The organism is Streptomyces sp. Je 1-79 (assembly GCF_025195125.1).
Classification (GTDB): domain Bacteria; phylum Actinomycetota; class Actinomycetes; order Streptomycetales; family Streptomycetaceae; genus Streptomyces.
Map to the genome: position 1 here is coordinate 37944 of NZ_JAMGSL010000008.1, position 25656 is coordinate 63599.

Below are 25656 nucleotides of genomic sequence, written 5' to 3' on the forward strand. Positions count from 1 at the left end.
GACCGCCGCCGTGGGCTTCGTCGTGGGCTTCGTCGTGAGCCGGGCGCTTCAGTCGCCCGGGGAGGGTCTCAGGCGGCCCGTCACCAGACCCGGACCGACCCGCCCGGGGCGAAGGCGGGGCTGGTGGCGGCGGGCGGGATCTCCTTCAGCGGCTCGGCGATCTCCTCGACGGTCGGGCCGTGGACGGCCGCCAGGGAGTCCAGGTACGGCAGGTCGAAGCCGTAGACGCGGGCCGCGTTGCCGCCGGCCATCGCCGCGACCTCCTCCCTCGGCAGCCCCGCGTAGGCGATGCGGAGGCCTTCGCGGGAGTACGGCGTCGTGCCCTCGTCGTGCGGGTAGTCGCTGCCCCACATGATCTTGTCGAGGCCGATCCGGTCGCGCAGCGGCACCTCGTGCGGGCGCATGAAGCTCGCGCCGACGAAGCAGTTGTCCCGCCAGACCTCGCTCGGACCCTTGCCCATGGACTCCGCGAGCCCCGCGCCGAACCTGGACTCCGCCGTGGCCGCCCGGGAGGCCGCCGCGACCAGACGGGCGTGGTAGTAGTCCAGCATCTCGACGACCCCGGGGATCCAGCCCGAGCCCTGCTCGGTGAGGACGAGGGTGAGCTCCGGGTGCCGGCGGAAGGCGCCGCCGAAGACGAGGTGCCACAGCGCCCGGTGCGAGAACCAGGTCGTCTCCACCATGAACACCGCACGGGCGGCCGGTTCGTCGCCGAGCGGCGGCGAGGCGGAGCCGCCGTGGTGGTTGACCGGGACGCCCAGCTCCGCGCAGACCGCCCAGATCGGGTCGTACGTCTGCGAGTACAGCTCCGGGATCCCGCTGCCGGGCGGGGCGCCGGGGAGGAGGATGCCGCCGGTGAGGCCGGCCTCCTTGGTGCGCCGGATCTCCTTCACCGCCTCGTCGACGTCGTTGAGGAGGATCTGCGCCACGCCCGCCCGGCGGCCCGGCGCGTCCGCGCAGAAGTCGGCCAGCCAGCGGTTGTGGGCGCGCAGCCCCGCCCAGCGCTGTTCGAACTCCTCGCGGGTGGGCGCGGGGGCCATCAGGGAGGCGGAGGGGAAGAACGGCGGGATGGTGTTGGGGAAGACGACCTCGGCGACGATGCCGTCCTCCTCCAGCTCGCGCAGCCGGCGGCCGGAGTTCCAGTTGCGGTCGGCGGTGTCGGCGAGCAGGTCCTCGTACGGGTTGACGTAGCCGGCCGCCCAGGCGTCGAAGGCCTCGTGGTGCTTCTTCTCCAGGTACGGCCGGTAGTCGAGGAGGTCGGCGCCGGCGTGGCAGTCCGCGGAGATGACGGTGTAGCGGTCCATCAGCTCACTCCCAGGGTGGGGAAGTCGTGGTCCGTCAGCCAGTGGCGGCCGACCTCGCGCGAGCGGGCCCAGGAGGCCTCGACCGCCGCCTGGTCGGGCGACTGGCCGAGGTCGGCAGGGGTCGGACCGATGCGCTTGGCGATCGGATCCAATATTCGAATATCGAATCCGAAGACCTCGGCGGCGGCCAGTCCCAGCATCCGCCGCGTCTCCGCCACGGGAATGTCGTGGAAGGTGTTCCGCAGCCACGCGCGCGTGTGGGGCCAGGTCCCCTCCGGATGCGGGAAGTCCGATCCCCACAGGATGTTGTCCACGCCGATCTCGTACCGCTGCGCCAGCTCTCGCCGTTTGGTGTTGGTGGCGCAGACGAAGACCTGACGGTCCAGGTACTCGCTGGGCGGCCGCCTGAGCTCGGCGAACGGGGAGAGCTTCTTGCCGCCGTGGGCGCCGAGGTAGAGCCGGTCCATGAACCAGAGCAGGTTCGGCAGCCACCAGCAGCCCGACTCGGCGACGCCGAACCGCAGCCCCGGGTGCCGCTCGAAGACCCCGGACCAGAGCAGGAACCACAACGGCCTGGCCGGCCACCAGGTCACCTCGCTGACGTAGATGCCGAGGTGGTCGCCGTACTCCTCGCGCGGCGCCGCGCCCGAGTGGGTGAGAAGCGGCATGCCCGTCTCGGCGGCGGCCGCCCAGATCGGGTCGTAACGCCGGTCGTGGTAGGGCTCCTTGTCCACCCACATCGAGGGGATCATCAGCGCCCCGAGCCCGGACTCCTTGGCCCGGTGGATCTCGGCGACGACCTTCGACGGCTCGGCCGTGATCGGCAGCAGCGCCACCCCGCAGTGCCGCTCGGGATTCTGCCCGACGAACTCGGCGAGCCAGCGGTTGTGCGCCTGCGCGCCCGCCATGCCGAGCTCCGGGTCCTGGTCGCCGGAGAGGCCGAGGCCGACCCCGAAGGGCGCAGCGGTCTGGCTGTCGACGGCGTCCGCGTCGGGGAAGACGACCTCGGCCGCCACGCCGTCGCCGTCGAGCTCCTTGAGCCGCTGGGCGCTGTCCCAGCCGCCCCGCAGCCCTTCCTCGTTGTCGCTGAACCACTTGTTCGCGAAGTCCTCGTTGCGCACCCCGAGCCGGGTCATGGCCTCGCGGCGGGCGTCGCGCCCGGCGAGGAAGTCGTCGAAGGCGCGGTGGAACCGGGGGTCGAGATAGGGCCGGTAGCGCTCGGTGGGCAGACCGGCGTGGCAGTCGGAGGAGATGATCAGATACGGGTCTTCATGACTCATGGCGTACCCCTCAGTCGCGAGTCAGTCGAGGATGAAGCTCTCCAGGTACGACGGGTCGGCGCGGTCGAGCATCGACTGCGAACGCGCCCTGATCTGCCGGTCGCTGTGCTCGCTCGCCGGGAGCATCCAGAACCTGTCGGCCCGGATGCCCTCCACGACGTGCTCCGCGACCTCCTCGACGGGGGTGAAGGCGACCTCGTGCCCGGCGTCCTTCATGGCCGCCTCCCACTGGTCGAGGCTGCGGTACGGGGTCCTGCGCGGCCGCTCCTTGGCGTACCGCTCCGGCCGGTTGCGGTGCGACTCCCACAGGCCGGTGCGGAGCATGTGCGGGCCAGGGAAGAGCACGGACGCCCCCACGCGCGCGTGGTCGGCCTTCAGGTGCGCGTAGAGCGACTCGGTCATCGTCACGACGGCCGCCTTGGTGACGGCGTAGACGGAGGCGGTGGGCAGCGGGGCGATCCCGCCGTCCCCGGAGGAGGTGTTCACGACGTGTCCGGGCTCGCCGCCGGCGATCATGCGGGGGACGAAGGCCTGGATGCCGTGGAAGACGCCCCAGACGTTGACGGAGAAGGCCCACTTCCAGTCGTTGGGCTCGTGCTCCCACATCCGGCCCTCGGCGCCCGAGCCGACCCCGGCGTTGTTGCACAGGACGTGCACGGCGCCGAAGGTCTCGAACGCCGCGTCCGCGAAGGCCCGTACGGACGCGGCGTCGCTGACGTCGACGGTGCGGGCGAGGACCCGGGCACCGCCCTCCGTCAGCTCCCCGGCCGCCTTGGCGAGCGCGGCCTCCTCGACGTCTCCGAGGACGACGGAGAGCCCTTCGTCGGCGAAGCGGCGGGCCATCGCGAGGCCGATACCGCTCCCCGCGCCGGTGACGACCGCGACCTGCCCCTGGCGCAGCTCCATCAGACGCTCCCTTCCGGCGGTCCGTCGAGGATCTGCTGGGGGTCGTCGTAGCGCTGGTGGATGTACGGCAGGAGGGCCTCGGCACTCACCCGTTCCGCGACCCGCCCCTTCTGGTCGGTGGTCTTCTCGCCGATGGTGATCTCGACGATCCGGCGTACGGGAAGGTCGGCGACGGGGTCGTACATGGACTCGCGGAGCACGACGTCTCCGGTGATCCGCTCCAGCCTGCGCACCTTCTCGCCCCGGACGCAGTGGACGAGGACGGGCTCGGCGTCGAAGCCGGTGCCGTCCACGCCCGGCAGGAACTTGAAGTAGAAGTCGGTCTTCTCGGCGGGCTCCGGCAGTGGCAGCGGTCCCGAGACCGCGCCGCGCACCTCGACGAAGTCGATACCGTGCCGGCCGAGGGAGGCGCGGACGACGAGCCCGTCGCGTTCGACGACGACCTCGCCGAGCTTCTTCGGCTCGCCGAAGACCTCACGGCCGCCGACGAGGGCCCGCTCCAGGGTCATCGGCATGACGAGCGGATACCAGCCCTCCTGGTCGCCGTGGGCGGCGGCGACGGCGACCGATCCGGCGCCGAGGGGGTAGCCGGGCAGGTCGACCTGGGAGATGTTGGCCCGGACGAGGGGCCGTTCGGTGGGTTTGAGCGGGGGCGGCAGGACCGCCGCGACCACGTCCGGATCGGTCTCCCAGACGGCGACCACTCCGGTGGACCAGATGTCGGGAAGCTTGCTGCTCCTGGCGCGGGCCGCCGTGATCTCGGCGTCGGTGCGCGCGCCGTACCGTACTCGTGCCATGACGTACCACCCTTCAGGGACCGTCGGCCTGTAACACAGTTACACCGACGGCGAACAAGGGTAAATAGGCGTGCACGCAAGAGAATTGGGGGGACGATGGCGCGCACCGCACTCACCCGCGAGGAGGTCCTTGAGACCGCCGCCGCTCTGGTGAAGCAGCACGGCCCGGACGCCCTCACCATGCGCAGGCTCGCCGCCGAACTCGGCACGGCGGTCACCTCGATCTACTGGCACGTCGGCAACCGCGAGTCGCTGCTCGACGCCCTGGTGGAGCGGACGGTCGCCGATCTCTCCGCGATCACCCCGCGCGGCCGCACCCCCGCCGCCCGGATCGTGTCGGTGGCGCGCGCGCTCCGCCGCGAGCTGCGCGGACGCCCGCACCTGGTGGCGATGGTCCACGAACGGGGGCTGACGGAGCGGATGTTCCTGCCCGCGCAGCGCGCCCTGGCCGTCGAGGTGCTCGCGGCCGGCCTGCGCGGCGCTCGGGCGGCGGAGGCGGTCCGGGCCGTGCAGGTCCAGGTCGTCGGCCACCTGCTCGTGGAGCGCAACCGCGAACGGGCCCCGGTCCAGTCCCCCGCCGAGGTGGAACTCTGGGAGACGGAGACGACCGACCCGGACGACCCCGCGTTCACCCGCGCCCTGGCCCGCCCGATCGACCCGGAGCGTCTCTTCACCGCCTCGGTGCGGGCCCTGGTGGAGGGGCTGCTGGGCGCGGACGCCCGCCGTCCTTCCGGGAGTCCGCCCGACTCCGGTGCGGGGCAGGAGGATCCGGCGGACTAAATCGGTGGCACGCGCGCGTGGCGCCGTCCTAGGCTGCGTTCTCGCGGGGACGGCTCCGCAAGCGTGCTTCCTTCTCCTTTTCTCTGACATCCGTAGCGCGCTCACTCTCCGTCCCCGCCTCACTCTTCCCCTCCCTCCTGGAGATCCCTTTTTGTCTGTGGTGTCGTCCGTCCTGCTCCGCCGTCTCCGTACGGTCTACGTCGATCAGGCCGGGCCCCGCCCCGGCGACCCGTCCACCGCCGAAGGGCTCACCGCGCTGGAGGCAGAGCTCCTCGACCGCGGCTTCGCCCCGACCGCCGAACTGCGCGAGGCACTCGCCTGGCTCGGTCCCGCCGGACTCGCGGACGCGGGCAAGCAGTTGCTCCGCCATCTCGACGCGGAGTCGGGGGCCGACCGCCCGCACATGCCGCTCTTCCGGTCCTTCCCGGCCTCCGTCCCCGACGACACGTTCTCGCTCTACGTCGACCGGGTCTTCGCCCTGCTGTTCCAGTGGCCGACGCAGCCGTGCGTCCTGTGCGGCACCGCCGGCACCGTCCATCCGGTCTCGCCCTGCGCACACCTCGTGTGCCGCAGGTGCTGGGACGGCGCGGAGTACGACGGCTGCCCGGTCTGCCACCGCCGGATCGACCCCGCGGACCCGTTCCTGAAGCCGCCTCCACCGGTCGCCCGGGACGACGACAGCGACGAGGACGACGCGTCCTCCGTCGGACCGCTCCGGCTGCTGGCGCTCGGCCGGAACCGCCCGGCGGACGCCGCGCGGGCGCTGCTCACACTGCTGGCCCGGCGCACTCCGCTCTCGCCGGACGACCGCGGCGACCTGAAGGTGCTGCTCACGCAGGCGCCCACGACGCTCGACTGGCTCCCCGCCGAGATCCCGGTCCGCGAGACCAAGGCGCTGCTCCTGGGCACGCTGCTGCTCGACCCGGCCACCAGGGAGGCGGTGCTGCCCGAGCTGGACGTCCGGCTCACCACCGCGACCGACGTCCTCCGGCTGCTCGCCGTCTGGTCGGGCGGCGAGGCGGACCTGCTGGAGCCCCGCCGCTTCCGCTCGCTGCCGCGCCCGCTGCGCCGCCGGCTCCTCGCCGTCCTGGACGGTCTGGACGTCGCCTCGCTCGTCGAGGATCTGGCGCGTCACCCGGGTCTGTGGAAGAAGGCCGCCGAGACGCTTCACCCCTTCGAGCGACACGACCGGCACCCTCGGGCGGCCATGGCGTTCGCGGTGCTCCGCGGCACCGACACGACCGCCGTCTCGCACGGCGAGGAGCTGCGGCGGACGGCCGCCCGCCATCCCCACGCGGTACGGATCGACGGCGGCCGCCTCAAGCCGCACACCTGGACGGGTCGCGTCGAGACGGCCCTGGCCGCACGGGACATGGACACCGCGCTCACACTGCTCGGCGGGCGCCCCGGCGAGCTGGTGCGCCGGCTGGACCATCTCCTGCGGCTGTACGGCTCCGGCACGCTCCACGCGCGCGTGGCCGAGGTCCTGCGCCGCGCCCTTCCGGGGGCGGGGCCCGGGCCGCTGCTCGCGGCGCTCGGGCAGCTGCGGACCCGTCATCTGCCGGGTGACCGGCGGGTGTTCTTCCCGCGGGGCCGGGTGACGCACGCCTTCACCCTGGACGACCCGCGCCCGCCGATGGCGGCCCCGCTGACCGGGGAGGTCTGCCGCCTGCTGGAGAGCGAGGTGCTGCGCCGGCTCGGCGCGGCGCCCCGCTTCGACACGGCCGTCCTGGACTCCGCGCTTGCGGGTCTCGCCGTGCCGTCGGCGGAAGGCGCCGCGGCCAAGGCGCTGGTGGCGGTTCCCCGGGGATCGACGCAGCCGCTCCCCCGGGGCGAGGTGCTGCGGATGTTCCTGCACTGGACGCAGCCGACCCGGAAGCGGGTCGACCTGGACCTGTCCGTCGCGCTGTACGACGCGGACTGGTCGTACGTCGGGCTGTGCGACTACACCCACCTCGTCTACGGCGCGCGGGCCGTCGTCCACTCCGGCGACCTCACCTCGGCCCCGGCGCCCAAGGGCGCGACCGAGTACGCCGATCTGGACCTCGCGGCGCTCGCCGAGGCCGGTGTGCGGTTCGCGATGCCGATCGTCTTCAGCTACAACAACGTGCCGTTCGAGGAGCTCCTCGACGCCTTCGCCGGATTCATGGCCCTCCCTTCCAGGGAGGGCAGGGGCGCGACGTACGACCCGAGGACCGTGCGCCAGCGGTACGACCTCGTGGGCGACTCCAAGATCCATGTACCGATGCTCGTCGACCTGGAGCACCGCACCTTCCTGTGGACGGATCTGCATCTGCCGCCTTCCGAGGGGTTCCAGAGCGTGTGGTCGCACAGCGGGGACCTGGGGCGGGTCGGCAAGGATCTCCACCAGTACTTCTCGACCGGGCGGACCACGCTGTGGGACCTGGCGGTCTGGCACGCCGCGGCCCGGACCGACGAGGTGACCGTCCTGCGACGGGCGCACGAGGGCCCGGACGAGGTCTGGGAGTACCGGCGCGGGGGCGGGGAGTCCGTGGAGTCCTTCGCGGACCGGATCCGTACGTCCGGCGCGCCGCAGCGGCGCCGTACGGCCGAGGACGGACCGGCTCGGGCCGCGGCCGCCGCTGCCGGCCGGAACGTGTTCCTCGCCCTCCTCGACGGCGACGTGGTGCCGGAGGGCGCGACGGGGACGGTCTACCGTCTGCTGCCGGGACCGGTGGACGGCTGCGGGCTCGAACAGGCCGCGGCCGGCGACCTGGTGGCGAGCCTCGGCTGAGCCCGGCCGGCGGCTGCGGCGAACTCCCGTACGGGGCGGGCGCCGTGGCCGCCGGGCGGCGACCGGACGGCCGGTTCCGGGCGCCGGTGGGGCACCGGGGGGCGGGGGTGTCGGTCCGGGCCCGTATTCTCAATGACCATGCTCGACGACCGTACGACAGCAGCAGCGTGGCCGGCCGCCTACCCACAGGGGTACGCGGTCGTCGACGTGGAGACCACCGGACTCGCCCGCGACGACCGGATAGTGTCGGCTGCCGTCTACCGGCTGAACGCCCAGGGCGATGTCGAGGACCACTGGTACACGCTCGTCAACCCGGAGCGGGATCCCGGGCCGGTCTGGATCCACGGCCTGACCCGTGACGTCCTGGCGGACGCGCCGCTGTTCCCGGAGATCGCGGCCGAGTTCTCCGAGCGGCTCGACGGCCGGGTCCTGGTGGCGCACAACGCGCTCTTCGACTGGTCGATGATCTCCCGGGAGTACGCGCGGGCCGAGCGCACCGCGCCCGTGCGCCAGCGGCTGTGCACGATCGCGCTCTCCAAGGAGCTGTCGCTTCCGCTGCCCAACCACAAGCTGGAGTCGCTGGCCGCGCACTTCGGTGTCGTCCAGCAGCGGGCGCACAACGCGCTGGACGACGCGCGGGTGCTGGCCGAGGCGTTCCGCCCGAGCCTGCACGCGGCGGCGGAGCGGAACGTACGGCTGCCGCTCCTGGAGTGCCGACCGCTGACGGAGTGGGTGTCCACGCCCGCGCCGGCCAGGATCGGCTACCAGGCCTCGTACCACGCGAACGGCTGGCGTCCTTCGCGGAAGCGGCCGCCGTGCCCGTACCCGAACCCCGGACGTTACGAAGTGGACAAACCGCTCAAACAGGGCATGCGGGTGGCGTTCTCGGGCGACACGTCCATCGACCGTGAGCTCCTGGAGGACCGCGCGGTCGAGGCGGGGCTCCATGTCGCGACGAGCGTCTCCCGGCTGACGAGCCTGCTGGTGACGAACGACCCGGACGCCGCCACCTCCAAGACGGTGAAGGCGAAGTCCTTCGCCACCCCGATCGTCGACGAGGCCGCGTTCACCCAGCTGCTGCGCGACGTGGCCCCGGCAGACGGGTGACGCGGCGGGCGTGCCGCCCGCACCTCGCCCGGCTCCCGTCGCACCCTGTGGCGCATGGCACGTTGTGAGGTCTGCGGAAACGATTACGGCATGTCCTTCGAGGTGCACGCGCAGGGCGCGGTGCACGTCTTCGACTGCTTCTCCTGCGCCATTCACCGCATGGCGCCCATCTGTGAGCACTGCAAGGTCCAGATCATCGGCCAGGGCGTCGAGGTCTCGGGCACTTGGTACTGCGGCGGGCACTGCGCCCGTGCGGAGGGGAAGGTGGGAATCGTCGACCACGTCTGAACCCCGCCCGCCCCGGGCGACCGGAACCCCCGTGCGTGCACCCCATGACCACAGTTGTACGGTCATGGGGTGTACCGCTTCCTGTTGTCCCGGCAGTGGGTGATCCTCACCCTCATCGCTCTCGTCCTCGTCCCGACGATGATCGAGCTGGGCTTCTGGCAGTTCCACCGGCACGAGCGCCGGGTCGCGCAGAACGCCCTCATCGCGCGCAACCTCGACACGCGGCCCCTCCCCGTCGAGAAGCTGACCTCCCCCGGTCACACCGTCCCGCGCGCCGACTACTGGCGCCAGGTCACGGCCACCGGCACCTTCGACACGGCGCACGAGGTCGTCGTCCGCCGCCGCACCAACGCCGACGACCAGGTCGGCTTCCTCGTCCTGACCCCGCTGGCGCTCAAGGACGGCCGGATCGTCGTCGTGAACCGCGGCTGGGTCCCGGCCGCGGCCGACCAGAAGGCCTTCCCTCCGGTCCCGCCAGCCCCCGGGGGCGAGGTGACCGTGACCGGCCGGCTCAAGGCCGACGAGACGACCGGCGCCAGCGGGATCAAGGACCTGCGCGGGCTGCCGGACCGTCAGGTGATGCTGATCAACAGCGTCCAGCAGGCCGGACTCACCGGCCGCACGGTGCTCGGGGGCTACATCGAGCTGACGGCTCCCGAGCCGGCCGGGGACACCCCCGAGCTGATCCCCGACCCCGACCACGACTCGATCGGCGCCCACATGGCGTACGCCGTGCAGTGGTGGCTCTTCGCGGCCGGCGTGCCGGTCGGCTGGGTGATCCTGGTACGCCGCGAGAAGCATGACCGGTCCGCGGCCCGCGCCGACGACGGCGCCGGCACGCCCGAGCCGGAGCCCGCCGCGGCATAGGCCCTGCCGTCTCTTCTGATTGACCGTCGTTTCTTCCGGGAACACGCCAGAGCGTGACGCAACGTATCGACGACTACGCCCTCATCGGCGATCTCCAGACAGCCGCGCTCGTCGGACGCGACGGGTCGATCGACTGGCTGTGCCTGCCGCGCTTCGACTCGGCCGCGTGCTTCGCCGCGCTGCTCGGCGACGAGGACAACGGCCACTGGCGGATCGCTCCCAAAGGCGCCACGACCTGCACCACCCGGGGCTATGCCGGGGACTCCCTCGTCCTGGAGACGTACTGGGAGACACGCACCGGCACCGTGAAGGTCGTCGACTTCATGCCGCAGCGCGACAAGGCGCCGGACGTCATGCGGATCGTGGAGGGCATCAGCGGCAGCGTCGAGATGAGCGCGGCGCTGCGGCTGCGCTTCGACTACGGCTCGATCGTGCCGTGGGTCCGCCGCAGCGACGGCCACCGGGTGGCCGTGGCGGGACCCGACTCGGTGTGGCTGCGCAGCGAACCGCCGGTGAAGACCTGGGGGCAGCAGTTCGCCACGTGGTCGTCGTTCACGGTCGACGCGGGCGAGAAGGTGGCGTTCGTACTCACCTGGCACCCCTCGCACGAAAGGCGCCCGGAGCTCATCGACCCCTACGGCGCGCTGGAGGACTGCCTCAGGGACTGGCGCGACTGGTCGGCGCGCTGTACGTACCAGGGGCCGTACCGCGAGGCGGTGCTGCGCTCGCTACTCACCCTCAAGGCGCTCACCTACGCGCCGACGGGCGGCATCATGGCCGCCCCCACGACCTCGCTCCCGGAGGAGCTGGCCGGCGTACGGAACTGGGACTACCGCTCCTGTTGGCTGCGCGACTCGACCCTCACGCTCGGCGCGCTGCTGTCCGCCGGCTATGTCGACGAGGCGGTGGCGTGGCGCGACTGGCTGCTGCGGGCGGTGGCGGGCGATCCGGCCGATCTGCAGATCATGTACGGGCCGGGCGGTGAGCGGCGGCTGCCCGAGATGACGGTGGACTGGCTGCGCGGCTACGCGGACTCGGCGCCGGTCCGGATCGGCAACGCGGCGGTGGAGCAGTTCCAGCTCGACGTGTACGGCGAGGTCATAGACTCACTCGACATGGCGCGGGCGGCGGGGATCCCGGCCGAGCCGCACGCCTGGAACCTCCAGCTGAGCCTCCTCGGCTTCCTGGAGTCGACCTGGCGGGAGCCGGACGAGGGGCTCTGGGAGGTCCGCGGGCCGCGCCGCCACTTCGTGCACTCCAAGGTGATGGCCTGGGTCGCCGCCGACCGGGCGGTGCGCACGCTGGAGGCCGACCCCTCGCTGAACGGGGACCCGGCGCGCTGGCGGACGATGCGGGACGAGATCCACGCGGAGGTGTGCGCGAAGGGGTTCGACCCCGACCGCAACACCTTCACCCAGTCGTACGGCTCGCGGGAACTGGACGCGGCGACGCTGCTGATCCCGCGCGTCGGGTTCCTGCCGGCGGACGATCCCCGGGTGGTGGGCACGGTCGACGCGGTGCGCGAGGAGCTGACGCACCGCGGCCTCGTCCGCCGCTACAGCACCGAAGGGGTCTCGGTCGACGGCCTGCCCGGTGGCGAGGGAACGTTTCTCGTCTGCTCCTTCTGGCTCGCGGACGCGCTGCGGATGACCGGCCGGAAGGACGAGGCGCGGGAGCTCTTCGAGCGGCTGCTCACCCTGCGCAACGACGTGGGGCTGCTGGCGGAGGAGTACGACCCGGTGGCCAAGCGCCAGCTGGGCAACTTCCCGCAGGCGTTCAGCCACGTCGGACTGGTGGGCACCGCTCTCGCGCTGCCGTGGGAGGAGACGGCAGGATAGGCCCATGGATCTTGGACTGAAGGACCGGGTGTACGTGGTGACCGGCGCGACGCGGGGGCTCGGCCGTGCCTCGGCCGAGGCGCTGCTCGCCGAGGGCGCGAAGGTGCTGGTCACCGGCCGCGAGGAGAAGACGGTCGCGGAGGCGGTCGCGGAGCTGGGCCCGGGCGCGGCCGGTCTGGCCGCCGACAACGCCGACCCCGGGGCGGCGGCCCGGCTGATCGCGGAGGCGCGGTCCCGCTTCGGGCGCTTCGACGGCATCCTCGTCAGCGTGGGCGGGCCCGCGCCGGGCTTCGCCGCGGACAACACCGACGAGCAGTGGGCGTCGGCGTTCGAGAGCGTCTTCCTCGGGGCGGTACGGATGGCCAGGACGGCGGCCGAGGCGCTGACCGAGGGCGGGGTCATCGGCTTCGTGCTCTCGGGCTCGGTCCACGAGCCGATCCCCGGCCTGACGATCTCCAACGGGCTGCGCCCGGGTCTCGCCGGGTTCGCGAAGTCGCTGGCGGGGGACCTGGGGCCGCGGGGCATCCGGGTGGTGGGCGTGCTCCCCGGCCGCATCGACACGGACTGGGTGCGTCAGCTCGACGCGCTCTCGGGCGACGCGGAGGCGTCGCGGGCGGCGAGCGAGTCCCGTATCCCGCTGCGGCGCTACGGCACGCCGGAGGAGTTCGGCCGCACGGCGGCGTTCCTGCTGTCGCCCGCGGCGTCCTATGTGACGGGTGTGATGGTGTCGGTGGACGGCGGGGCCCGGCACGGGTTCTGACGGCCGGGCACGGCACGGGCTCTGACGGCCCGGGCACGACGCCTGTGCCGACGGGGTCCGGCGCGGGTTCCGCACGGGGCGCCGGACCGCGACGGCGTGTCAGGTCACCCGACGCGCGCGGTGTTTGACCGCCCGGAAGCGGGCCTCCGTCGGAAGCGTGCTCAGGCCCACCGAGGTACGGGCGTTGGCCAGGCCCTCCGTGGTCAGGGTCGTGAGGGCGGCGCCCGGGGAGGCGTACGGCTCCAGGCGCATCGCGACGCGGGTGCGCGGGGCGGTGCGGCGGCCCGACAGGGCGACCCTGGCCCGGGCCACCCCGTCCTGGGCCGCCGCGTCCGCCTCGAGGACGGTCTCCAGGGTGCGACCGCGTACCGTCGCCACCTCCCCGTCGCCCGTGTCGATGAGGATCTCCGCGAGCCGGGCGCGGCGGAGCTGCGCCAGCAGCCACCACAGGGCCAGGAGCACGATCACACCGAGGACGGCGATCACCACGGGCCACCACCAGCCCTCGTCACGCCACCGCTGCCGGTCGGCCCGGCTCAGCAGGACGTCGGAGGGGCCCGACCACGGCCACCACGAGGGCACCGCCAGGTCGAACCCGGACGCGAGCACCGCGCCGCCGAGGACGACGAGCAGCAGGCCCACCAGTCCGAGCACGATCCGGTTGACGCGCCGGAGAATGACGGTCACTGCTTCACCCCTTCTTCGGCGGTCGGCCGACCCGTACGGTCAGCGCCGGGGGCCGGGCGAGGCCCAGTTCGTCGATGCCCGTCTTCAGCACGCTCTCCACGTCGGCGCTCACGCGGTCGAGTTCGCGGAAGTGCGAGACCGCCCGGACGGCCACCTTCCTGCGCCTCATCCGTACCCGTACCGACTGCACGCCCGAGACCTCCATCGCCCGGTCGCGCAGCGCCAGGGCCGCGGCCTCGCGGTCGAGTCCGGCGCGTACGTCGGCGTGGTCGCGCCGCATGGGGAGCACCTCGCGCAGCCCCGGGGTGGCCGCCAGGATCAGCAGCCAGAGTCCGAGGAGCACGGCGATACCCGCGCCGATCCGCACCCAGACGTCGTCCAGGGGCCGGGTCGCCAGCGCGTCAGCGAGTTCGCTGCGCCAGCTCATGGCCGTGCGGTCGGCCCGTACGGCCGCGACGTCGTAGAGCAGGAGCCCCGTGCCGCAGAGGAGGATCAGCGCGAGCAGCGCCGCGGGGATCCGCCGTACCGCCCAGAAGCGGCGCGCGCGGGGCGTGGCCGGTGCCTCTGCCGGCGGTTCCTCCGGTACGGGCGCGGTGTCGTTGCCCGTGTCGGTGTCAGTGGTCATCGCAGCTTCCGCCCGCCCGACTCACGGGCCGTACGCGGGGAGTGGAGGCGTTCGACATGGACGGCCACCTCGGGGACCTCCATGCCCGCCAGCTCCCGGACCCGGTGGATCACCCGGCTGCGGACCGCGAGGCACTGCCGGCCGAGGTCGGCGGGGTAGCCCAGCTCCAGACTGACCGAGACCCGCGCCGAGTCACGCTGCACGACGACCGAGGCCTGCGGCCCGGAGGCGCCCGGGGGCACCCGGCCGATCGCCTCCCGCGCCGCCCGCGCGGCGATCTTCGCGACGACCCGGTCGGCGATCGTGGTCGCCCCACGGCCGGCCGGGCCCACCCTGTCGACGGTCACCCCCGGTCACCGCCGCCGCTCGCCGCGCTCGCGGCCTCGGAAGAAGTCGCCGGGTTCGAGGTCCCCCTCCAGGAACCGCCCGACGACGAAGCCGATCACGCCCAAGGCCGCGACCAGCACGAACGCCCCGAATCCGCCGAAGTATCCGGCGAAGCCGAGGGCCATTCCGGCCACCAGGCCGACCATCGCCATGCTCATGTTGAGCCCTTTCAGTCGGAGCGCCGCCGGCTACTGGAGCCGCGACTCCGGCTCCTCTTCCTCGTCCTCCGGCAGCTTCACGTCACTCACCGCGATATTGACCTCGACGACCTCCAGACCGGTCATCCGCTCCACTTCCGCGATGACGTTCTCGCGCACCGCCCCGGCCACGTCGGCGATGGAGGCGCCGTACACGACGACGATCTCCAGGTCGAGCGCGGTCTGCACCTCGCCGACCTCGGCCTTGACGCCCCGGGTGGCGCCCGCCTTGGTTCCGCCTCCGCCGGGGACCCGGTCGCGCACGGCGCCGATGGTGCGGGAGAACCCGCTCCCCATGGCGTGGACGCCGTCGACCTCGCGTGCGGCCAGACCGGCGATCTTCTCGACGACACCGTCGGCGATGGTGGTCCGGCCACGGGTGGCGGGGTCACCGCCGCCGCGCTTGGTCACGGACGGTTCCCTGGGGTGTGCGGGGTCATTCATCACCGTTCATCCCTTCTGTGCACCTATATGTCTCTTTGCCCACATTAGGCTGGGGCAATGACGACGACATCTGGGGTGGGACGGATGGGCGCGGTGCGCGAGCGGCTCGGGCCGCGCCGCCTGCTGCCCCTGGGCGAGGCCGCGGACGGTGTGTGGCTTGCGGAGGGCGCGGCCCGGAGGGTCCTGCTGCGGGCGGTGGCGACCGTGCGGGGCGTGGTGCCGGGGACGCTGCGGGTGGGGCTCGCGGAGGAGGGGCCGGACGCGCCGTTCCCCGTACCTCCGGGCGGGCTCCCGCCTGGCCGGCTGCGGATCGCGGCCGAGTTCGCGACGGAGGTCGCGCAGGCGGCGGACCGGCCGTTGCTGGGCGTGGCGGAGGAGGTGCGCGGGGCGCTCTTCGCCTCGGCGGACCGGGAGTTGGGCCTCGTGGTCGTGACCGTCGACCTGCGGGTGACGGGGCTGGCGGAGCGGGCCGCGGATTCGTCGGCCGCCACTCCCCCAGTCGGGCGATTCGCCGGGGTGTCGGAAGACCCGGCCGCCCACGCCCTGCTCGGCATCCCGGGCATCGCGGGGCTGACGTCCGCCCTGGGCTCCCCGGTCCACCGCACGCCGGGGGCGCTGCGGATGGAGCTGGCGGTGGCCGCGGGACACCGCGCCCTGGACGTGGCGCGCGCCGCCCGCGCCCGGGCTGCGGAGACCGCCCCCGAAGGGACGGCGGTCACCGTCCTGGTGTCGGAGATCCAGTGAGGTCACGGCCGCCGACGCGCTGACCGACTGCGACACCAGGGCGAAGCCCGACCCCGGCGTGGCGCACGCCGAGAGAGCGCGCGGGCCCGGGCCCGCCGGGCGGCCAAACGGTCGAACCGAGCCGGCCTACGGGCAGGCGCGGAAGCCGCGCGGCGGACCGGCGCCTTCGGTCGCCGAGCCCCGCCAAGGCGCGCAGACGGCGCGCTTGGGCCGGCACGCTCAGCGGTGCGAGCCCGCGGCGGACCCGCGGCCTCGGTCGCTCGGCCCCGCCAGGTCGCGCAGGGCGGAGGGCCTGGGCGGGACGCTCGGCGGTGCGAGGCGCGCGGCGGACCCGCGGCCTCGGTCGCTCGGCCCCGCCAGTCGCGCTGGGCGGCTGCCTCAGTCGCCGAGCCCCGCCAGGTCGCGCAGGCGGCGGGCCTGGGCGGCGCGTTCGGCGGTGCGCTGGGCCTCGTAGGTACGGTCGGTGGCGCCCTGGAGCAGCGCCTTGGTCTCGATCACGGCGTCGCGCGGCGCGGCGAGCAGCGCGGCGCTCAGGTCCTGTACCGCGCCGTCGAGTTCGTCGACGGGCACGGCGATGTTGGCGAGGCCGATGCGCTCGGCCTCCTGCGCGTGGACGAAGCGGCCCGTGGCGCAGATCTCCAGCGCACGGGCGTAGCCGACAAGACCCACGAGGGGGTGCGTGCCGGTGAGGTCCGGCACGAGCCCCAGGCTGGTCTCACGCATCGCGAACTGCACGTCGTCGGCGACGACCCGCAGATCGCAGGCGAGGGCGAGCTGGAAGCCGGCACCGATGGCGTGCCCCTGGACGGCCGCGATCGACACGATGTCGCTGCGGCGCCACCAGGTGAACGCCTCCTGGTACTCGGAGATGACCGCGTCCAGGTCCTCGTCCGAACCCCGTGCCAGGTCCAGGAAGGACGGCTCTCCGTCGAAGCCCTCGGGCGTGAACGCCTGCCGGTCGAGCCCGGCGGAGAAGGACTTGCCCTCACCGCGCAGGACGACGACCCGCACGCTGCCCGGCAGTGACCGTCCGGCCTCCGTCAACGCCCGCCACAGAGCGGGAGACTGGGCGTTGCGCTTCGCCGGGTTGGTCAGGGCCACCGTGGCAACGGCGTCCTCGACGGTGAGCCGTACACCGTCCTTGTCGAACACGAGCACAGAGTCGAGCGAAGTCATGGGGCGCCTCCGGTTCCGGTGCAGCACTGCTAAGTGACTGCACAGTAACCACCCGGTCGACCGCACGGGCGACCGGGTGGCCACCGCGAGAACCGATGGACCCGACGAACCGCGCCCGATCAGGCCGAGGCGGCCTTCTTGCCCCGGGTCGCTCCGCCGCGTCCACGCAGCGTGACTCCGGACTCACTGAGCATCCGATGGACGAATCCGTAGGAGCGGCCGGTTTCCTCGGCCAGCGCCCGGATGCTCGCACCGGAGTCGTACTTCTTCTTCAGGTCTGCCGCGAGCTTGTCGCGCGCGGCGCCGGTCACCCGGCTGCCCTTCTTCAGAGTCTCGGCCACCCGTGCCTCCTCATGGGAAGTGCGCTCTGGACTTCTCATGATCACCCCTCCCGGACGTCCTGGCCACCCATTCGACAAGGTCTGTGCCACCAGGTTTGCGGACAGGGAAGCTCTCACCACGAGCGGAATGAATGATTCCGGGTGATGCGATCCGCGCTCCGGGACACGCCCGGCCAGGAAGTGCCAGGTCAGCGCCGCGCCGGGCACACAAGGACGGCGCGGCCCTGAGGGAAGGATTCCGCACAGAGCCGCGCCGGGAAGTACGAGACGCCCTCACTCAGATGATGGATCACCCATGAGCCGAATGATCCATACCGAGATGATCAGGCGAGGGCCACGAGGTCCTTGTAGTCGGGACCCCACAGGTCCTCGACGCCGTCCGGCAGCAGGATGATCCGCTCCGGCTCCAGCGCGTCGACCGCGCCCTCGTCGTGGGTGACGAGGACGACCGCGCCCTTGTAGGTGCGCAGCGCGCCGAGGATCTCCTCGCGGCTGGCGGGGTCGAGGTTGTTGGTGGGCTCGTCCAGGAGCAGCACGTTCGCCGAGGAGACGACCAGGGTGGCCAGGGCCAGCCGGGTCTTCTCGCCGCCGGAGAGGACCCCGGCCGGCTTGTCGACGTCGTCGCCGGAGAAGAGGAAGGAACCGAGCGTCTTGCGCACCTCGACGAGGTCGAGGTCGGGCGCGGAGGACCGCATGTTCTCCAGGACGGTGCGCTCCGGGTCGAGCGTCTCGTGCTCCTGGGCGTAGTAGCCGAGCTTGAGGCCGTGGCCCGGGGTCACCTCGCCGGTGTCGGCCTGCTCCGCTCCGGCGAGCAGACGCAGCAGCGTGGTCTTGCCCGCGCCGTTGAGGCCGAGGATGACGACGCGCGAACCCTTGTCGATCGCGAGGTTCACATCGGTGAAGATCTCGAGAGAGCCGTACGACTTGGAGAGCCCCTCCGCCGTCAGCGGGGTCTTGCCGCAGGGAGCGGGCTCCGGGAAGCGGAGCTTGGCGACCTTGTCGGAGACGCGGACCGCCTCCAGGCCCGAGAGCAGGCGCTCGGCGCGCTTGGCCATGTTCTGCGCGGCGACGGTCTTGGTGGCCTTGGCGCGCATCTTGTCGGCCTGCGAGTTGAGGGCGGCGGCCTTCTTCTCGGCGTTCTGGCGCTCGCGCCTGCGGCGCTTCTCGTCCGCCTCGCGCTGCTGCTGGTAGAGCTTCCAGCCCATGTTGTAGACGTCGATCGTCGAGCGGTTGGCGTCCAGGTAGAAGACCTTGTTCACGACGGTCTCGACGAGGTCGACGTCGTGGGAGATGACGATGAAGCCACCGCGGTAGGTCTTGAGGTAGTCGCGCAGCCAGACGATGGAGTCGGCGTCGAGGTGGTTCGTGGGCTCGTCGAGCAGCAGGGTGTCGGCGTCGGAGAACAGGATCCGGGCCAGCTCGACCCGGCGCCGCTGACCGCCGGAGAGCGTGTGCAGCGGCTGGCCGAGGACCCGGTCGGGGAGGCCGAGGGCGGCGGCGATGGTCGACGCCTCGGCCTCGGCGGCGTACCCGCCCTTGGTGAGGAACTCGGTCTCCTGGCGCTCGTACTGCTTCATCGCCTTGTCGCGCGTGCCGCCGGTGCCGGTGGCGATGCGCTCCTCGTTCATCCGCATCTTCTTGATGAGGATGTCGAGGCCACGGGCGGAGAGGATGCGGTCGCGGGCCATGACGTCGAGGTCACCGGTGCGCGGGTCCTGCGGGAGGTAGCCGACCTCTCCGGAGCGGGCGATCTGCCCGGCGGCGGGCATGCCCTCGCCGGCGAGGCACTTGGTGAGGGTGGTCTTGCCCGCTCCGTTGCGGCCGACGAGGCCGATGCGGTCGCCCTTGGCGATGCGGAAGGAAGCGGACTCGATGAGGATGCGGGCGCCGGCGCGCAGCTCGATGCCGGAAGCGGTGATCACGGACAGACTCCAGGGCGGACGGTACGGCGGAAAGGGCTGGGAGCGGATTCGACGCCGCTAGTCATGCGCGGGGAGAATGGCCATACGGCCAGTCTAACGGGCGCATGCAACTGCTTTTCGGCCACAGTCCGGCACCGACCGTTCACCCCCTTACCGACCGTTACCACCCATGTCGGACAAAAGGGGCGACCCCTGGGGGATTCGCCGATACTCGGGCGCAGGGCGGCGGCCGTCGCCGCGGCTGAGACGGCGGAGGGTGGTGGCCCGTGCAGTTCGACGACGACGCCGATCTGGACACCTCGGAGGTCAAGGACGTCCGGGGCAGCCGCATCCCCGGCGGGAGGGCCACCGTCGGCGGCGGCATCGTCGGCTTCATCGCACTGATCCTGGGGCTGCTGTTCGGGGTGGGACCCGAGCAGCTCGGGCTCACCACCGGCGACCCCGAGCCGGTCGCGACCTCGTCCTCGGCGGCCCAGGTCGAGCGGGACTGCCGGACCGGCGCGGACGCGAACACCCGCGAGGACTGCCGGATCGTGGCGGTCGTCAACAGCGTGCAGGACTTCTGGCGGGCGGAGTACGAGCGGCGCGGCGGCCGGTACGGGGACGCCCGCACGGTCGTGTTCACCCACCAGGTCGGCACGGCCTGCGGCTCGGCCACCTCGGCGGTCGGGCCCTTCTACTGCCCCGGCGACCGCCAGGTCTATCTGGACCTGGGCTTCTTCGACGAGCTGCGGACGAGGTTCGGTTCGAGCGGCGGGCCCTTCGCGCAGGCGTACGTGGTGGCCCACGAGTACGGCCACCACGTGCAGAACATGATGGGCACCCTGGCCCGCGCCCAGGACGGGCGGACGGGCCCGGACTCCAACGCCGTACGGGTCGAGCTGCAGGCGGACTGCTACGCGGGCGTCTGGGCGCGGCACGCGACGACCACGCCGGACGAGAAGACGGGGCGGCCCCTGCTGACCCGGCTGACCGAGGCGGACATCCGGGACGGCCTGGACGCGGCGGCGGCGGTGGGCGACGACCGTATCCAGGAGAGGTTCCAGGGCCGGGTGACGCCGGAGAACTGGACGCACGGCTCGGCCGCGCAGCGTCAGCAGTGGTTCTACACCGGCTTCACGACCGGTGACATGGCGCGGTGCAACACCTTCCGCTGAGGCGTACCGATGTCGGCGCCGGATGCCAGACTGAGATCCAGGTCACATGGGCCCGCCGCGAAAAGGAGTGATCGGGATGGCTGAGGCACCCCACATCTGTCCGACCCTGACCTACCACGACGCGCACGCCGCGATCAGGCAGCTCACGGAGGCGTTCGGCTTCACCCGCACCGCGGTGTTCGAGGGCGAGGACGGCAAGGTCGTGCACGCCGAGCTGTCGTTCGGCAACGGCATGGTGATGCTCGGCAGCAAGGGCACGGGCAGCGAGTTCGACAAGCTGGTCGAGGGCTCCGGACCGAGCGGGGTGTACGTCCACGTGGACGACGTGGACGAACACCACGCGCGGTCGGTGGCCCACGGCGTCGACATCGTGACGCCTCCGACGGACCAGGAGTACGGCTCGCGGGACTACATCGCGCGCGACGGCGAGGGCAACGTCTGGAGCTTCGGCACGTACCTGCCGGGGGCCACCGGCTGAGACGCGGCGGTGCGCTCCGGACCCCGGCCGGCCGCGGGTACGACGGGTGGTCGGGCCCCCGGACGGACGGCGGTCAGGATCCCCCGGTACGGACGGCGGTCAAGGCCCCCGGCACGGACGGCGGTCAGGATCCCCCGGTGTGGACCTGGAAGGCCGCCCGGCGGACGGCCTTCGCGAGCGCCGGGTCGGGGTGCGCGGCGGCGAGGGCGACCAGGACCTGGACGGTACGGGGGTGGCCGACGGCGCGGACCTCGTCGAGGAGCGCCGGGACGGTGCCCTGGACGGCGGAGTCGAGGTGGCGCACCAGTAGCGTGCTCTCCCCGTGGTCGGCGACGGCCGCGGCGGTGTCCACCCAGAGCCAGGTCGCCTCCTCGCGGGTGAGCACGTCCGGGGCGTCGTCGGGGTCGGCGCCTTCGTACTCGGCGATCCAGAGCAGGGCGTACGGACGGAGCGAGGCCTCCTCGGCGGCGGCCCTGACCTCGGCCTCGGCGGGGGCCCCGACGACGCGGAGCGCCTCGAAGGCGAGACCGCGCAGCAGGGCGTCCTCCCCGCGGGCGACGGCGAGGAGTTCGGAGACCGCGCTGGAGAGGGTGCGGGCGGCGAGCCAGGCGCGGTACTCGTCGCGCGCCGGGCCGGGGGTGAGGCTCGCACAGCCGCGGAGCATCTCCTCGGCGGACCGCTCGATGTTGCCGGCCGGGCTCTGGGCAGCGACGCAGATCTGCTCCAGCTTGACCCAGACCGCCCAGTTGCCGAGCGGGGTCAGGGTTGCCTGGCGGCCGTCGGGTCCCTCGCCGAGCGTCAGCGCGCCGACGGCGGCGAGTCCTTCCAGGGCCCAGTCGAGCAGGGCGGCGAGCCCCTCGGGGCCGGCGTCGGACGCGGTGCCGGCGGCCGACGCGGAGGCGGGGTCGGCGCCCTCGACGGGCACCTCGCAGCGCTCCTCGCGCAGCTCGTCGACCCGCTGCCGGAGCAGGTCGAACAGGGCGGGGACCACCACGGGTCCGGCGGAGAGCTGGAGGAGGGAGAGCACCTGGGGCAGGGCCTCGACGACCTCGGCGACGGCGCCGGGAGCGACGTCCGCGGGGGCGGGGTGGACCAGGGACCAGGCGTCGAACAGGGCGACCCAGCCGCGCAGGACGGCGGAGTCGTCACGGTCCCAGGCGTGCAGCCGCCAGCCGGGGCGGGCGGTGTCGCCGTGGAGTTCGACGAGTCCGGCGAGCCGGGCCCGGTCCCAGCCGGCCCTGATCTGGCCGGGCGTCAGGTCCAGTGCGACGGCGGCCCGTTCCTGGGCGGGGATGCCGTCGAGTCCGGCCGCGTTCGCGGCGGCGGTCGCGCGGACCGCCTGGGGACGGGACGCCGCGGTCCCGGTGGAGCCGTCGAGCGTGGCCCAGCGGGCGATCCGTACGGCGTCGGCGAGGACGGTCCGCGCCTGGCGGGCCAGTTCCGCGCGGGGCGGAGTGCCCTCCGGCGGCCGCGGGGCCGGTCGGGTGCGCCGGGTCGTCACGGCCCGCCGGGCCGTGGCGAGTGCCCGCGGACGGACAAGTCGGAGTCTGGAGTTGCGCGCCAATTGCTCATCGGGCTTTCGAGACGTCACGGGGGCAGTCTTCCCGTTGACGGCCCGAAAGCCCAATCGGAATCGGCGAGGCCGCCGGCGCGTCCTCGGCTCGTCCCCGGCGGAGGCCGGGACGGAGGTCTAGACGGAGCCCGGTCGGAGGCCGGGACGGAGGCCGGGAGGAAGGCCAGTCCGAGGCCGGCCCGAGGCCGGGACGGAGGCTCTAGAGGAGCGGGGTGAGGAAGCGGCGCAGGGCCTCTTCGTACCGCACCGGATCGGCGTTCCACATCGAGGCGTGCGGCGCTCCGCGGACCGTGTGAAGAGTGACCAGCTCCGGGCGGCGGGAGGCCAGTTCGAGGGAGGGCTCCCAGGGGGCGATCGTGTCGTCGGGGCCGTGCAGGACGAGCGTCGGCACGCTCAGGGCGGCCGGGTCGGCGGCCTGCGGGAAGAGGTCGCCGTGCAGCCCGGCCCTGCCCTCCGCCGCGCGGACGGCGAGCGGCAGCAGCGGGCCGGGGACGCGGTGGGCCGCGGCGAGGTTGCGCAGGGTGGCCTCCCGGTCGAGGACCGGGGAGTCCAGGACGAGGCCGCGGATGACGTCCCGTACACCGGAGCCGGCGGCGGCGCGCAGGGCCATCGTGGCGCCGGGCCCCCAGCCGTACAGGACGACGTGTTTGGCGCCCTGGCGGACGACGTGGCGCAGGGCGGCGTCGACATCCCGCCACTCGGAGTCGCCGAGGTGGCCGAAGCCGTCCGGGGGCGGGGGCGCGCCCTCGTCCCCCCGGTAGGAGAGGCAGAGGACGGGGATCTGCCGGTGGGTGAGGAAGGGAACGAGGTTGAGGGGGTGCCGGCGCGTCGTGCCGATGCCGTGCAGGGCGATGACCCACGTGGAGCGCGCGCCGGGGACGAGCCAGGCGGGCAGGGAGCCGAGCTCGCCGGGGATCTCGACGTCCTCGTAGGCGACGCCGAGGGCGCTCCGCGGGGTGCCGCTGTGCAGCTCGGGCGTGAGGCGGACCCGGGCACCCGGCTCCAGCTCTCCGTGCTCGACGCGTTCCAGACGGCGTACGACGGTGTCCGCGGTGTGCGGGACGCGGTCCAGGACGGGTCCCACGACCGCGTGGACGCCATGGCCCTCGATCCCGTACGTACCGGGGCGCAGGGAGGCGAGGCTGCGGGTCAGGGTGACCCGGTCGGGGCCCGTGGCGTGCACGGTGAGCCGGGGATCACCGGGCAGGGGCCGGCCGGACGACGCCTTGAGGGCGATGTCGCCTGCGTACCGGCCGGCCGCGAACACGGCCGCGCCGACACCGATCAGAGTGGTGACGGCCGCTGCCGTCGCTGTAGCCGGGCGCACGCTCCCAGTGTCGACAGGTCGGGCCCGGGCTGCCACCGGACGGAGCCGCCCGTGGCCGGCCGGATCCGTCCCCCTTCGGAGTGACATGGATCTCCTCCCCGGGTCCCCCGGTCGGCTGACAGTGCCCCCGGCCCGTCCACGGGCTGACACGGGCGGCCGGGGAGGAAGCCACCGGAGTCGCCCATATCCCGTGTGGGTACGGATTACCCGGGGTCGCACGGCGCCCACATCGTGGACAGAACGCTCGCCCGCACCGTAAGCGGAATGTCCGGACCCTGATTCGGGTCACCACTCCGCCCGACCCAGTTCACCTTCCGTTCACTCAGGTTGCCTACGTTCGTCCCGCCACTGACGTCAAACGATTGCCTGGGTAAATGGAACACATCACGCTGCTGCTCGCGATTGTGGTCGTGACAGCTCTCGTGTTCGATTTCACGAACGGTTTCCACGACACCGCCAACGCGATGGCGACGACCATCTCGACCGGTGCCCTCAAGCCCAAGACGGCGGTGGCCATGTCCGCCGTGCTCAACCTGGTCGGTGCCTTCCTGTCGGTCGAGGTCGCCAAGACGATCTCCGGCGGGATCATCAACGAACAGGGCATTCGTACCGAAGTGATCTTCGCGGCGCTCGTCGGCGCCATCCTGTGGAACCTGCTGACCTGGCTCCTGGGTCTGCCCTCCAGCTCCTCCCACGCTCTCTTCGGCGGACTCATCGGCGCGGCCGTCATGTCGGCCGGCTGGTCCGCCGTCAACGGCTCGACCGTGGTCAGCAAGGTCCTCATCCCCGCGATCGCCGCGCCGCTCGTCGCCGGTCTCGCCGCGATGGCGGCGACGAAGCTGACGTACAAGATCGGCTCCCGGACGGACACGAAGTCCACGGCCAAGGGCTACCGGGCCGGACAGATCGCCTCCGCCGGTCTCGTCTCCCTCGCGCACGGCACCAACGACGCGCAGAAGACGATGGGTGTCATCACCCTCGCCCTGGTCACCGGCGGCGTCCTCGCCCCCGGCTCCAACCCCCCGATGTGGGTCGTCGTCTCCGCCGGTGTCGCGATCGCGCTCGGCACCTACCTCGGCGGCTGGCGCATCATCCGCACCATGGGCAAGGGCCTCACCGACCTTCAGCCGCAGCAGGGCTTCGCCGCCCAGACCAGCGCCGCCACGGTCATCCTGGCCTCGTCCAACCTGGGCTTCTCGCTCTCCACCACGCAGTCCTGCTCCGGCGCAGTCATGGGCGCGGGCCTCGGCCGCAAGGGCGGTGTCGTCCGCTGGTCGACCGCGACCCGGATGTTCGTCGCCTGGGGTCTGACCCTGCCCGCCGCGGGTCTGGTCGGCGCCGGCGCCGAGTTCCTCACCAAGCAGGGCCCCTGGGGCGTCGCGGCCGTCGCGGTCCTCCTGGTCGCCGGCTCGGCCGTCATCTGGGCGCTCTCGCGCCGCAAGCCCGTCGACCACCACAACGTGACCGCCGACGAGATCGACGACGAGCCCGCCGGCGTCGTGACCACCGCGATGGCCGCCGTGGCCCCGCCCGCGCCCGCCGGTGCCTACGCCGCCGTCGCGGACGAGGACCTCAAGACCACCATCCCCTCGCCGGCTCCCACGGACCCGGCAGCCCCCGCCGCTCCGGCCGCGGTGTAAGGAACCAACGACATGAAGATCGACTGGGCAGCTCTCGGCTCCGTCTTCGGAGTCAGCCTCGTGGCGACCGTGGCCCTCGTGGGCCTGTTCACCCTCGGCATCGTCGGCCTCTCCAAGCAGGAGCAGGCCGCCGCCCAGGGAGGCTCCGCCACCCTGGCGCGCACCGGCGCGTACGCCTGCTTCGCGCTGTGCGCGGCGGCCGTCGCGTACGGCATCTATCTGATCGTCGTCTGACGACGGTCCCGCTTCACCGGCCGGGGGGGGGGGCGCCCCCCC

26 protein-coding genes are annotated in these 25656 nt (G+C 72.9%); 12 read left to right on the forward strand and 14 right to left on the reverse strand.

The genetic code is table 11. From position 1 onward, the window contains the following. Positions 1-80: 80 nt before the first annotated feature. From M5362_RS17680 to M5362_RS17695, 4 genes are read right to left on the reverse strand one after another with little or no spacing between them, the layout of a single operon-like run. Complete coding sequence (locus tag M5362_RS17680; RefSeq protein ID WP_260228540.1) at positions 81-1304, reverse strand: amidohydrolase family protein; 1224 nt, start codon at positions 1302-1304, stop codon at positions 81-83. Further along, a complete protein-coding gene (locus M5362_RS17685; RefSeq protein WP_260228541.1) occupies positions 1304-2584 on the reverse strand; it encodes an amidohydrolase family protein in 1281 nt (426 codons plus the stop codon). The genes M5362_RS17680 and M5362_RS17685 overlap by 1 nt, the downstream gene beginning before the upstream one ends. Positions 2585-2605: 21 nt before the next feature. Beyond that, entirely contained in the window at positions 2606-3490 is an 885-nt protein-coding gene (locus M5362_RS17690) for an SDR family NAD(P)-dependent oxidoreductase (RefSeq protein WP_260228542.1), read from the reverse strand. Continuing rightward, complete coding sequence (locus M5362_RS17695) at positions 3490-4287, reverse strand: acetoacetate decarboxylase family protein (RefSeq protein ID WP_260228543.1); 798 nt, start codon at positions 4285-4287, stop codon at positions 3490-3492. Before M5362_RS17695 ends, M5362_RS17690 begins: the two co-directional genes overlap by 1 nt. A 96-nt stretch (positions 4288-4383) precedes the next feature. Between M5362_RS17695 and M5362_RS17700 the strand changes: the two genes are divergently transcribed. From M5362_RS17700 to M5362_RS17730, 7 genes are all read left to right on the forward strand, one after another. Continuing rightward, positions 4384-5067 carry a TetR/AcrR family transcriptional regulator gene (locus M5362_RS17700; protein ID WP_260228544.1) on the forward strand — a complete coding sequence of 228 codons (684 nt, stop codon included), beginning with the start codon at positions 4384-4386 and terminating at the stop codon, positions 5065-5067. A gap of 151 nt (positions 5068-5218) precedes the next feature. Beyond that, positions 5219-7822: an MXAN_6230/SCO0854 family RING domain-containing protein gene (locus tag M5362_RS17705; protein ID WP_260228545.1), complete on the forward strand. Its 2604-nt coding sequence runs from the start codon at positions 5219-5221 to the stop codon at positions 7820-7822. Between the two features lie 132 nt (positions 7823-7954). Next, on the forward strand, positions 7955-8929 hold the full coding sequence (locus tag M5362_RS17710) for a DEDDh family exonuclease (protein ID WP_260228546.1): 975 nt from the start codon (positions 7955-7957) through the stop codon (positions 8927-8929). Between the two features lie 54 nt (positions 8930-8983). Next, a complete protein-coding gene (locus M5362_RS17715) occupies positions 8984-9217 on the forward strand; it encodes a hypothetical protein (protein WP_260228547.1) in 234 nt (77 codons plus the stop codon). A gap of 69 nt (positions 9218-9286) precedes the next feature. After that, on the forward strand, positions 9287-10084 hold the full coding sequence (locus tag M5362_RS17720) for an SURF1 family protein (protein WP_260228548.1): 798 nt from the start codon (positions 9287-9289) through the stop codon (positions 10082-10084). Between the two features lie 53 nt (positions 10085-10137). Next, positions 10138-11922 carry a glycoside hydrolase family 15 protein gene (locus M5362_RS17725; protein ID WP_260228549.1) on the forward strand — a complete coding sequence of 595 codons (1785 nt, stop codon included), beginning with the start codon at positions 10138-10140 and terminating at the stop codon, positions 11920-11922. Positions 11923-11926: 4 nt separating this feature from the next. Further along, positions 11927-12682, forward strand: coding sequence for an SDR family NAD(P)-dependent oxidoreductase (locus tag M5362_RS17730; protein WP_260228550.1), 756 nt, complete (start codon positions 11927-11929; stop codon positions 12680-12682). Positions 12683-12781: 99 nt separating this feature from the next. On the opposite strand, the gene amaP is transcribed toward M5362_RS17730, so the two are convergent. From amaP to M5362_RS17755, 5 genes are read right to left on the reverse strand one after another with little or no spacing between them, the layout of a single operon-like run. After that, positions 12782-13369, reverse strand: coding sequence for an alkaline shock response membrane anchor protein AmaP (gene amaP / locus M5362_RS17735; protein WP_374214486.1), 588 nt, complete (start codon positions 13367-13369; stop codon positions 12782-12784). A gap of 4 nt (positions 13370-13373) precedes the next feature. After that, positions 13374-13994, reverse strand: coding sequence for a DUF6286 domain-containing protein (locus tag M5362_RS17740; RefSeq protein WP_260228551.1), 621 nt, complete (start codon positions 13992-13994; stop codon positions 13374-13376). Next, on the reverse strand, positions 13991-14341 hold the full coding sequence (locus tag M5362_RS17745; RefSeq protein ID WP_260228552.1) for a hypothetical protein: 351 nt from the start codon (positions 14339-14341) through the stop codon (positions 13991-13993). Before M5362_RS17745 ends, M5362_RS17740 begins: the two co-directional genes overlap by 4 nt. Positions 14342-14347: 6 nt before the next feature. Then, a complete protein-coding gene (locus tag M5362_RS17750) occupies positions 14348-14539 on the reverse strand; it encodes a hypothetical protein (protein WP_260228553.1) in 192 nt (63 codons plus the stop codon). 30 nt (positions 14540-14569) lie between these two features. Continuing rightward, a complete protein-coding gene (locus M5362_RS17755) occupies positions 14570-15022 on the reverse strand; it encodes an Asp23/Gls24 family envelope stress response protein (protein WP_260228554.1) in 453 nt (150 codons plus the stop codon). Between the two features lie 57 nt (positions 15023-15079). Here M5362_RS17755 and M5362_RS17760 point away from each other — a divergent pair, with 57 nt between their 5' ends. Further along, positions 15080-15766: a hypothetical protein gene (locus tag M5362_RS17760; protein WP_260228555.1), complete on the forward strand. Its 687-nt coding sequence runs from the start codon at positions 15080-15082 to the stop codon at positions 15764-15766. Positions 15767-16144: 378 nt separating this feature from the next. Here M5362_RS17760 and M5362_RS17765 read toward each other — a convergent pair whose 3' ends face one another. From M5362_RS17765 to M5362_RS17775, 3 genes are all read right to left on the reverse strand, one after another. Further along, positions 16145-16942: an enoyl-CoA hydratase/isomerase family protein gene (locus M5362_RS17765; protein ID WP_260228556.1), complete on the reverse strand. Its 798-nt coding sequence runs from the start codon at positions 16940-16942 to the stop codon at positions 16145-16147. A 119-nt stretch (positions 16943-17061) separates the two neighbouring features. Then, complete coding sequence (locus tag M5362_RS17770; protein ID WP_006123601.1) at positions 17062-17283, reverse strand: helix-turn-helix domain-containing protein; 222 nt, start codon at positions 17281-17283, stop codon at positions 17062-17064. 323 nt (positions 17284-17606) lie between these two features. Further along, positions 17607-19205 (reverse strand): ABC-F family ATP-binding cassette domain-containing protein, encoded by a 1599-nt coding sequence (locus M5362_RS17775; protein ID WP_260228557.1) that lies wholly within the window; start codon positions 19203-19205, stop codon positions 17607-17609. A gap of 266 nt (positions 19206-19471) precedes the next feature. On the opposite strand from M5362_RS17775, the gene M5362_RS17780 reads away from it, so the two are divergent. Further along, complete coding sequence (locus M5362_RS17780) at positions 19472-20362, forward strand: neutral zinc metallopeptidase (protein ID WP_260228558.1); 891 nt, start codon at positions 19472-19474, stop codon at positions 20360-20362. A 76-nt stretch (positions 20363-20438) separates the two neighbouring features. Further along, positions 20439-20840, forward strand: coding sequence for a VOC family protein (locus tag M5362_RS17785; protein WP_260228559.1), 402 nt, complete (start codon positions 20439-20441; stop codon positions 20838-20840). A 124-nt stretch (positions 20841-20964) separates the two neighbouring features. Here the strand turns inward: M5362_RS17785 and M5362_RS17790 are convergent, their stop codons facing one another. Further along, complete coding sequence (locus M5362_RS17790; RefSeq protein ID WP_374214487.1) at positions 20965-22431, reverse strand: hypothetical protein; 1467 nt, start codon at positions 22429-22431, stop codon at positions 20965-20967. Positions 22432-22612: 181 nt separating this feature from the next. Continuing rightward, positions 22613-23740, reverse strand: coding sequence for an alpha/beta hydrolase (locus tag M5362_RS17795; RefSeq protein ID WP_260228561.1), 1128 nt, complete (start codon positions 23738-23740; stop codon positions 22613-22615). A 374-nt stretch (positions 23741-24114) separates the two neighbouring features. On the opposite strand from M5362_RS17795, the gene M5362_RS17800 reads away from it, so the two are divergent. Next, entirely contained in the window at positions 24115-25380 is a 1266-nt protein-coding gene (locus M5362_RS17800) for an inorganic phosphate transporter (protein ID WP_260228562.1), read from the forward strand. 12 nt (positions 25381-25392) lie between these two features. Beyond that, on the forward strand, positions 25393-25614 hold the full coding sequence (locus M5362_RS17805; protein ID WP_260228563.1) for a hypothetical protein: 222 nt from the start codon (positions 25393-25395) through the stop codon (positions 25612-25614). The last annotated feature ends 42 nt before the right edge of the window (positions 25615-25656 follow it).

Excerpts from the sequence above, each read along its gene's own strand:
- M5362_RS17800 (WP_260228562.1), top strand. The coding sequence starts at position 24,115 with ATGGAACACATCACGCTGCTGCTCGCGATTGTGGTCGTGACAGCTCTC.
- M5362_RS17730 (WP_260228550.1), top strand. The coding sequence starts at position 11,927 with ATGGATCTTGGACTGAAGGACCGGGTGTACGTGGTGACCGGCGCGACG.
- M5362_RS17785 (WP_260228559.1), top strand. The coding sequence starts at position 20,439 with ATGGCTGAGGCACCCCACATCTGTCCGACCCTGACCTACCACGACGCG.
- M5362_RS17755 (WP_260228554.1), bottom strand. The coding sequence starts at position 15,022 with ATGAATGACCCCGCACACCCCAGGGAACCGTCCGTGACCAAGCGCGGC.
- M5362_RS17750 (WP_260228553.1), bottom strand. The coding sequence starts at position 14,539 with ATGAGCATGGCGATGGTCGGCCTGGTGGCCGGAATGGCCCTCGGCTTC.
- M5362_RS17690 (WP_260228542.1), bottom strand. The coding sequence starts at position 3,490 with ATGGAGCTGCGCCAGGGGCAGGTCGCGGTCGTCACCGGCGCGGGGAGC.
- M5362_RS17685 (WP_260228541.1), bottom strand. The coding sequence starts at position 2,584 with ATGAGTCATGAAGACCCGTATCTGATCATCTCCTCCGACTGCCACGCC.
- M5362_RS17765 (WP_260228556.1), bottom strand. The coding sequence starts at position 16,942 with ATGACTTCGCTCGACTCTGTGCTCGTGTTCGACAAGGACGGTGTACGG.
- M5362_RS17805 (WP_260228563.1), top strand. The coding sequence starts at position 25,393 with ATGAAGATCGACTGGGCAGCTCTCGGCTCCGTCTTCGGAGTCAGCCTC.
- M5362_RS17695 (WP_260228543.1), bottom strand. The coding sequence starts at position 4,287 with ATGGCACGAGTACGGTACGGCGCGCGCACCGACGCCGAGATCACGGCG.
- M5362_RS17710 (WP_260228546.1), top strand. The coding sequence starts at position 7,955 with ATGACCATGCTCGACGACCGTACGACAGCAGCAGCGTGGCCGGCCGCC.
- M5362_RS17700 (WP_260228544.1), top strand. The coding sequence starts at position 4,384 with ATGGCGCGCACCGCACTCACCCGCGAGGAGGTCCTTGAGACCGCCGCC.
- M5362_RS17760 (WP_260228555.1), top strand. The coding sequence starts at position 15,080 with ATGACGACGACATCTGGGGTGGGACGGATGGGCGCGGTGCGCGAGCGG.
- M5362_RS17740 (WP_260228551.1), bottom strand. The coding sequence starts at position 13,994 with ATGACCACTGACACCGACACGGGCAACGACACCGCGCCCGTACCGGAG.
- M5362_RS17715 (WP_260228547.1), top strand. The coding sequence starts at position 8,984 with ATGGCACGTTGTGAGGTCTGCGGAAACGATTACGGCATGTCCTTCGAG.
- M5362_RS17680 (WP_260228540.1), bottom strand. The coding sequence starts at position 1,304 with ATGGACCGCTACACCGTCATCTCCGCGGACTGCCACGCCGGCGCCGAC.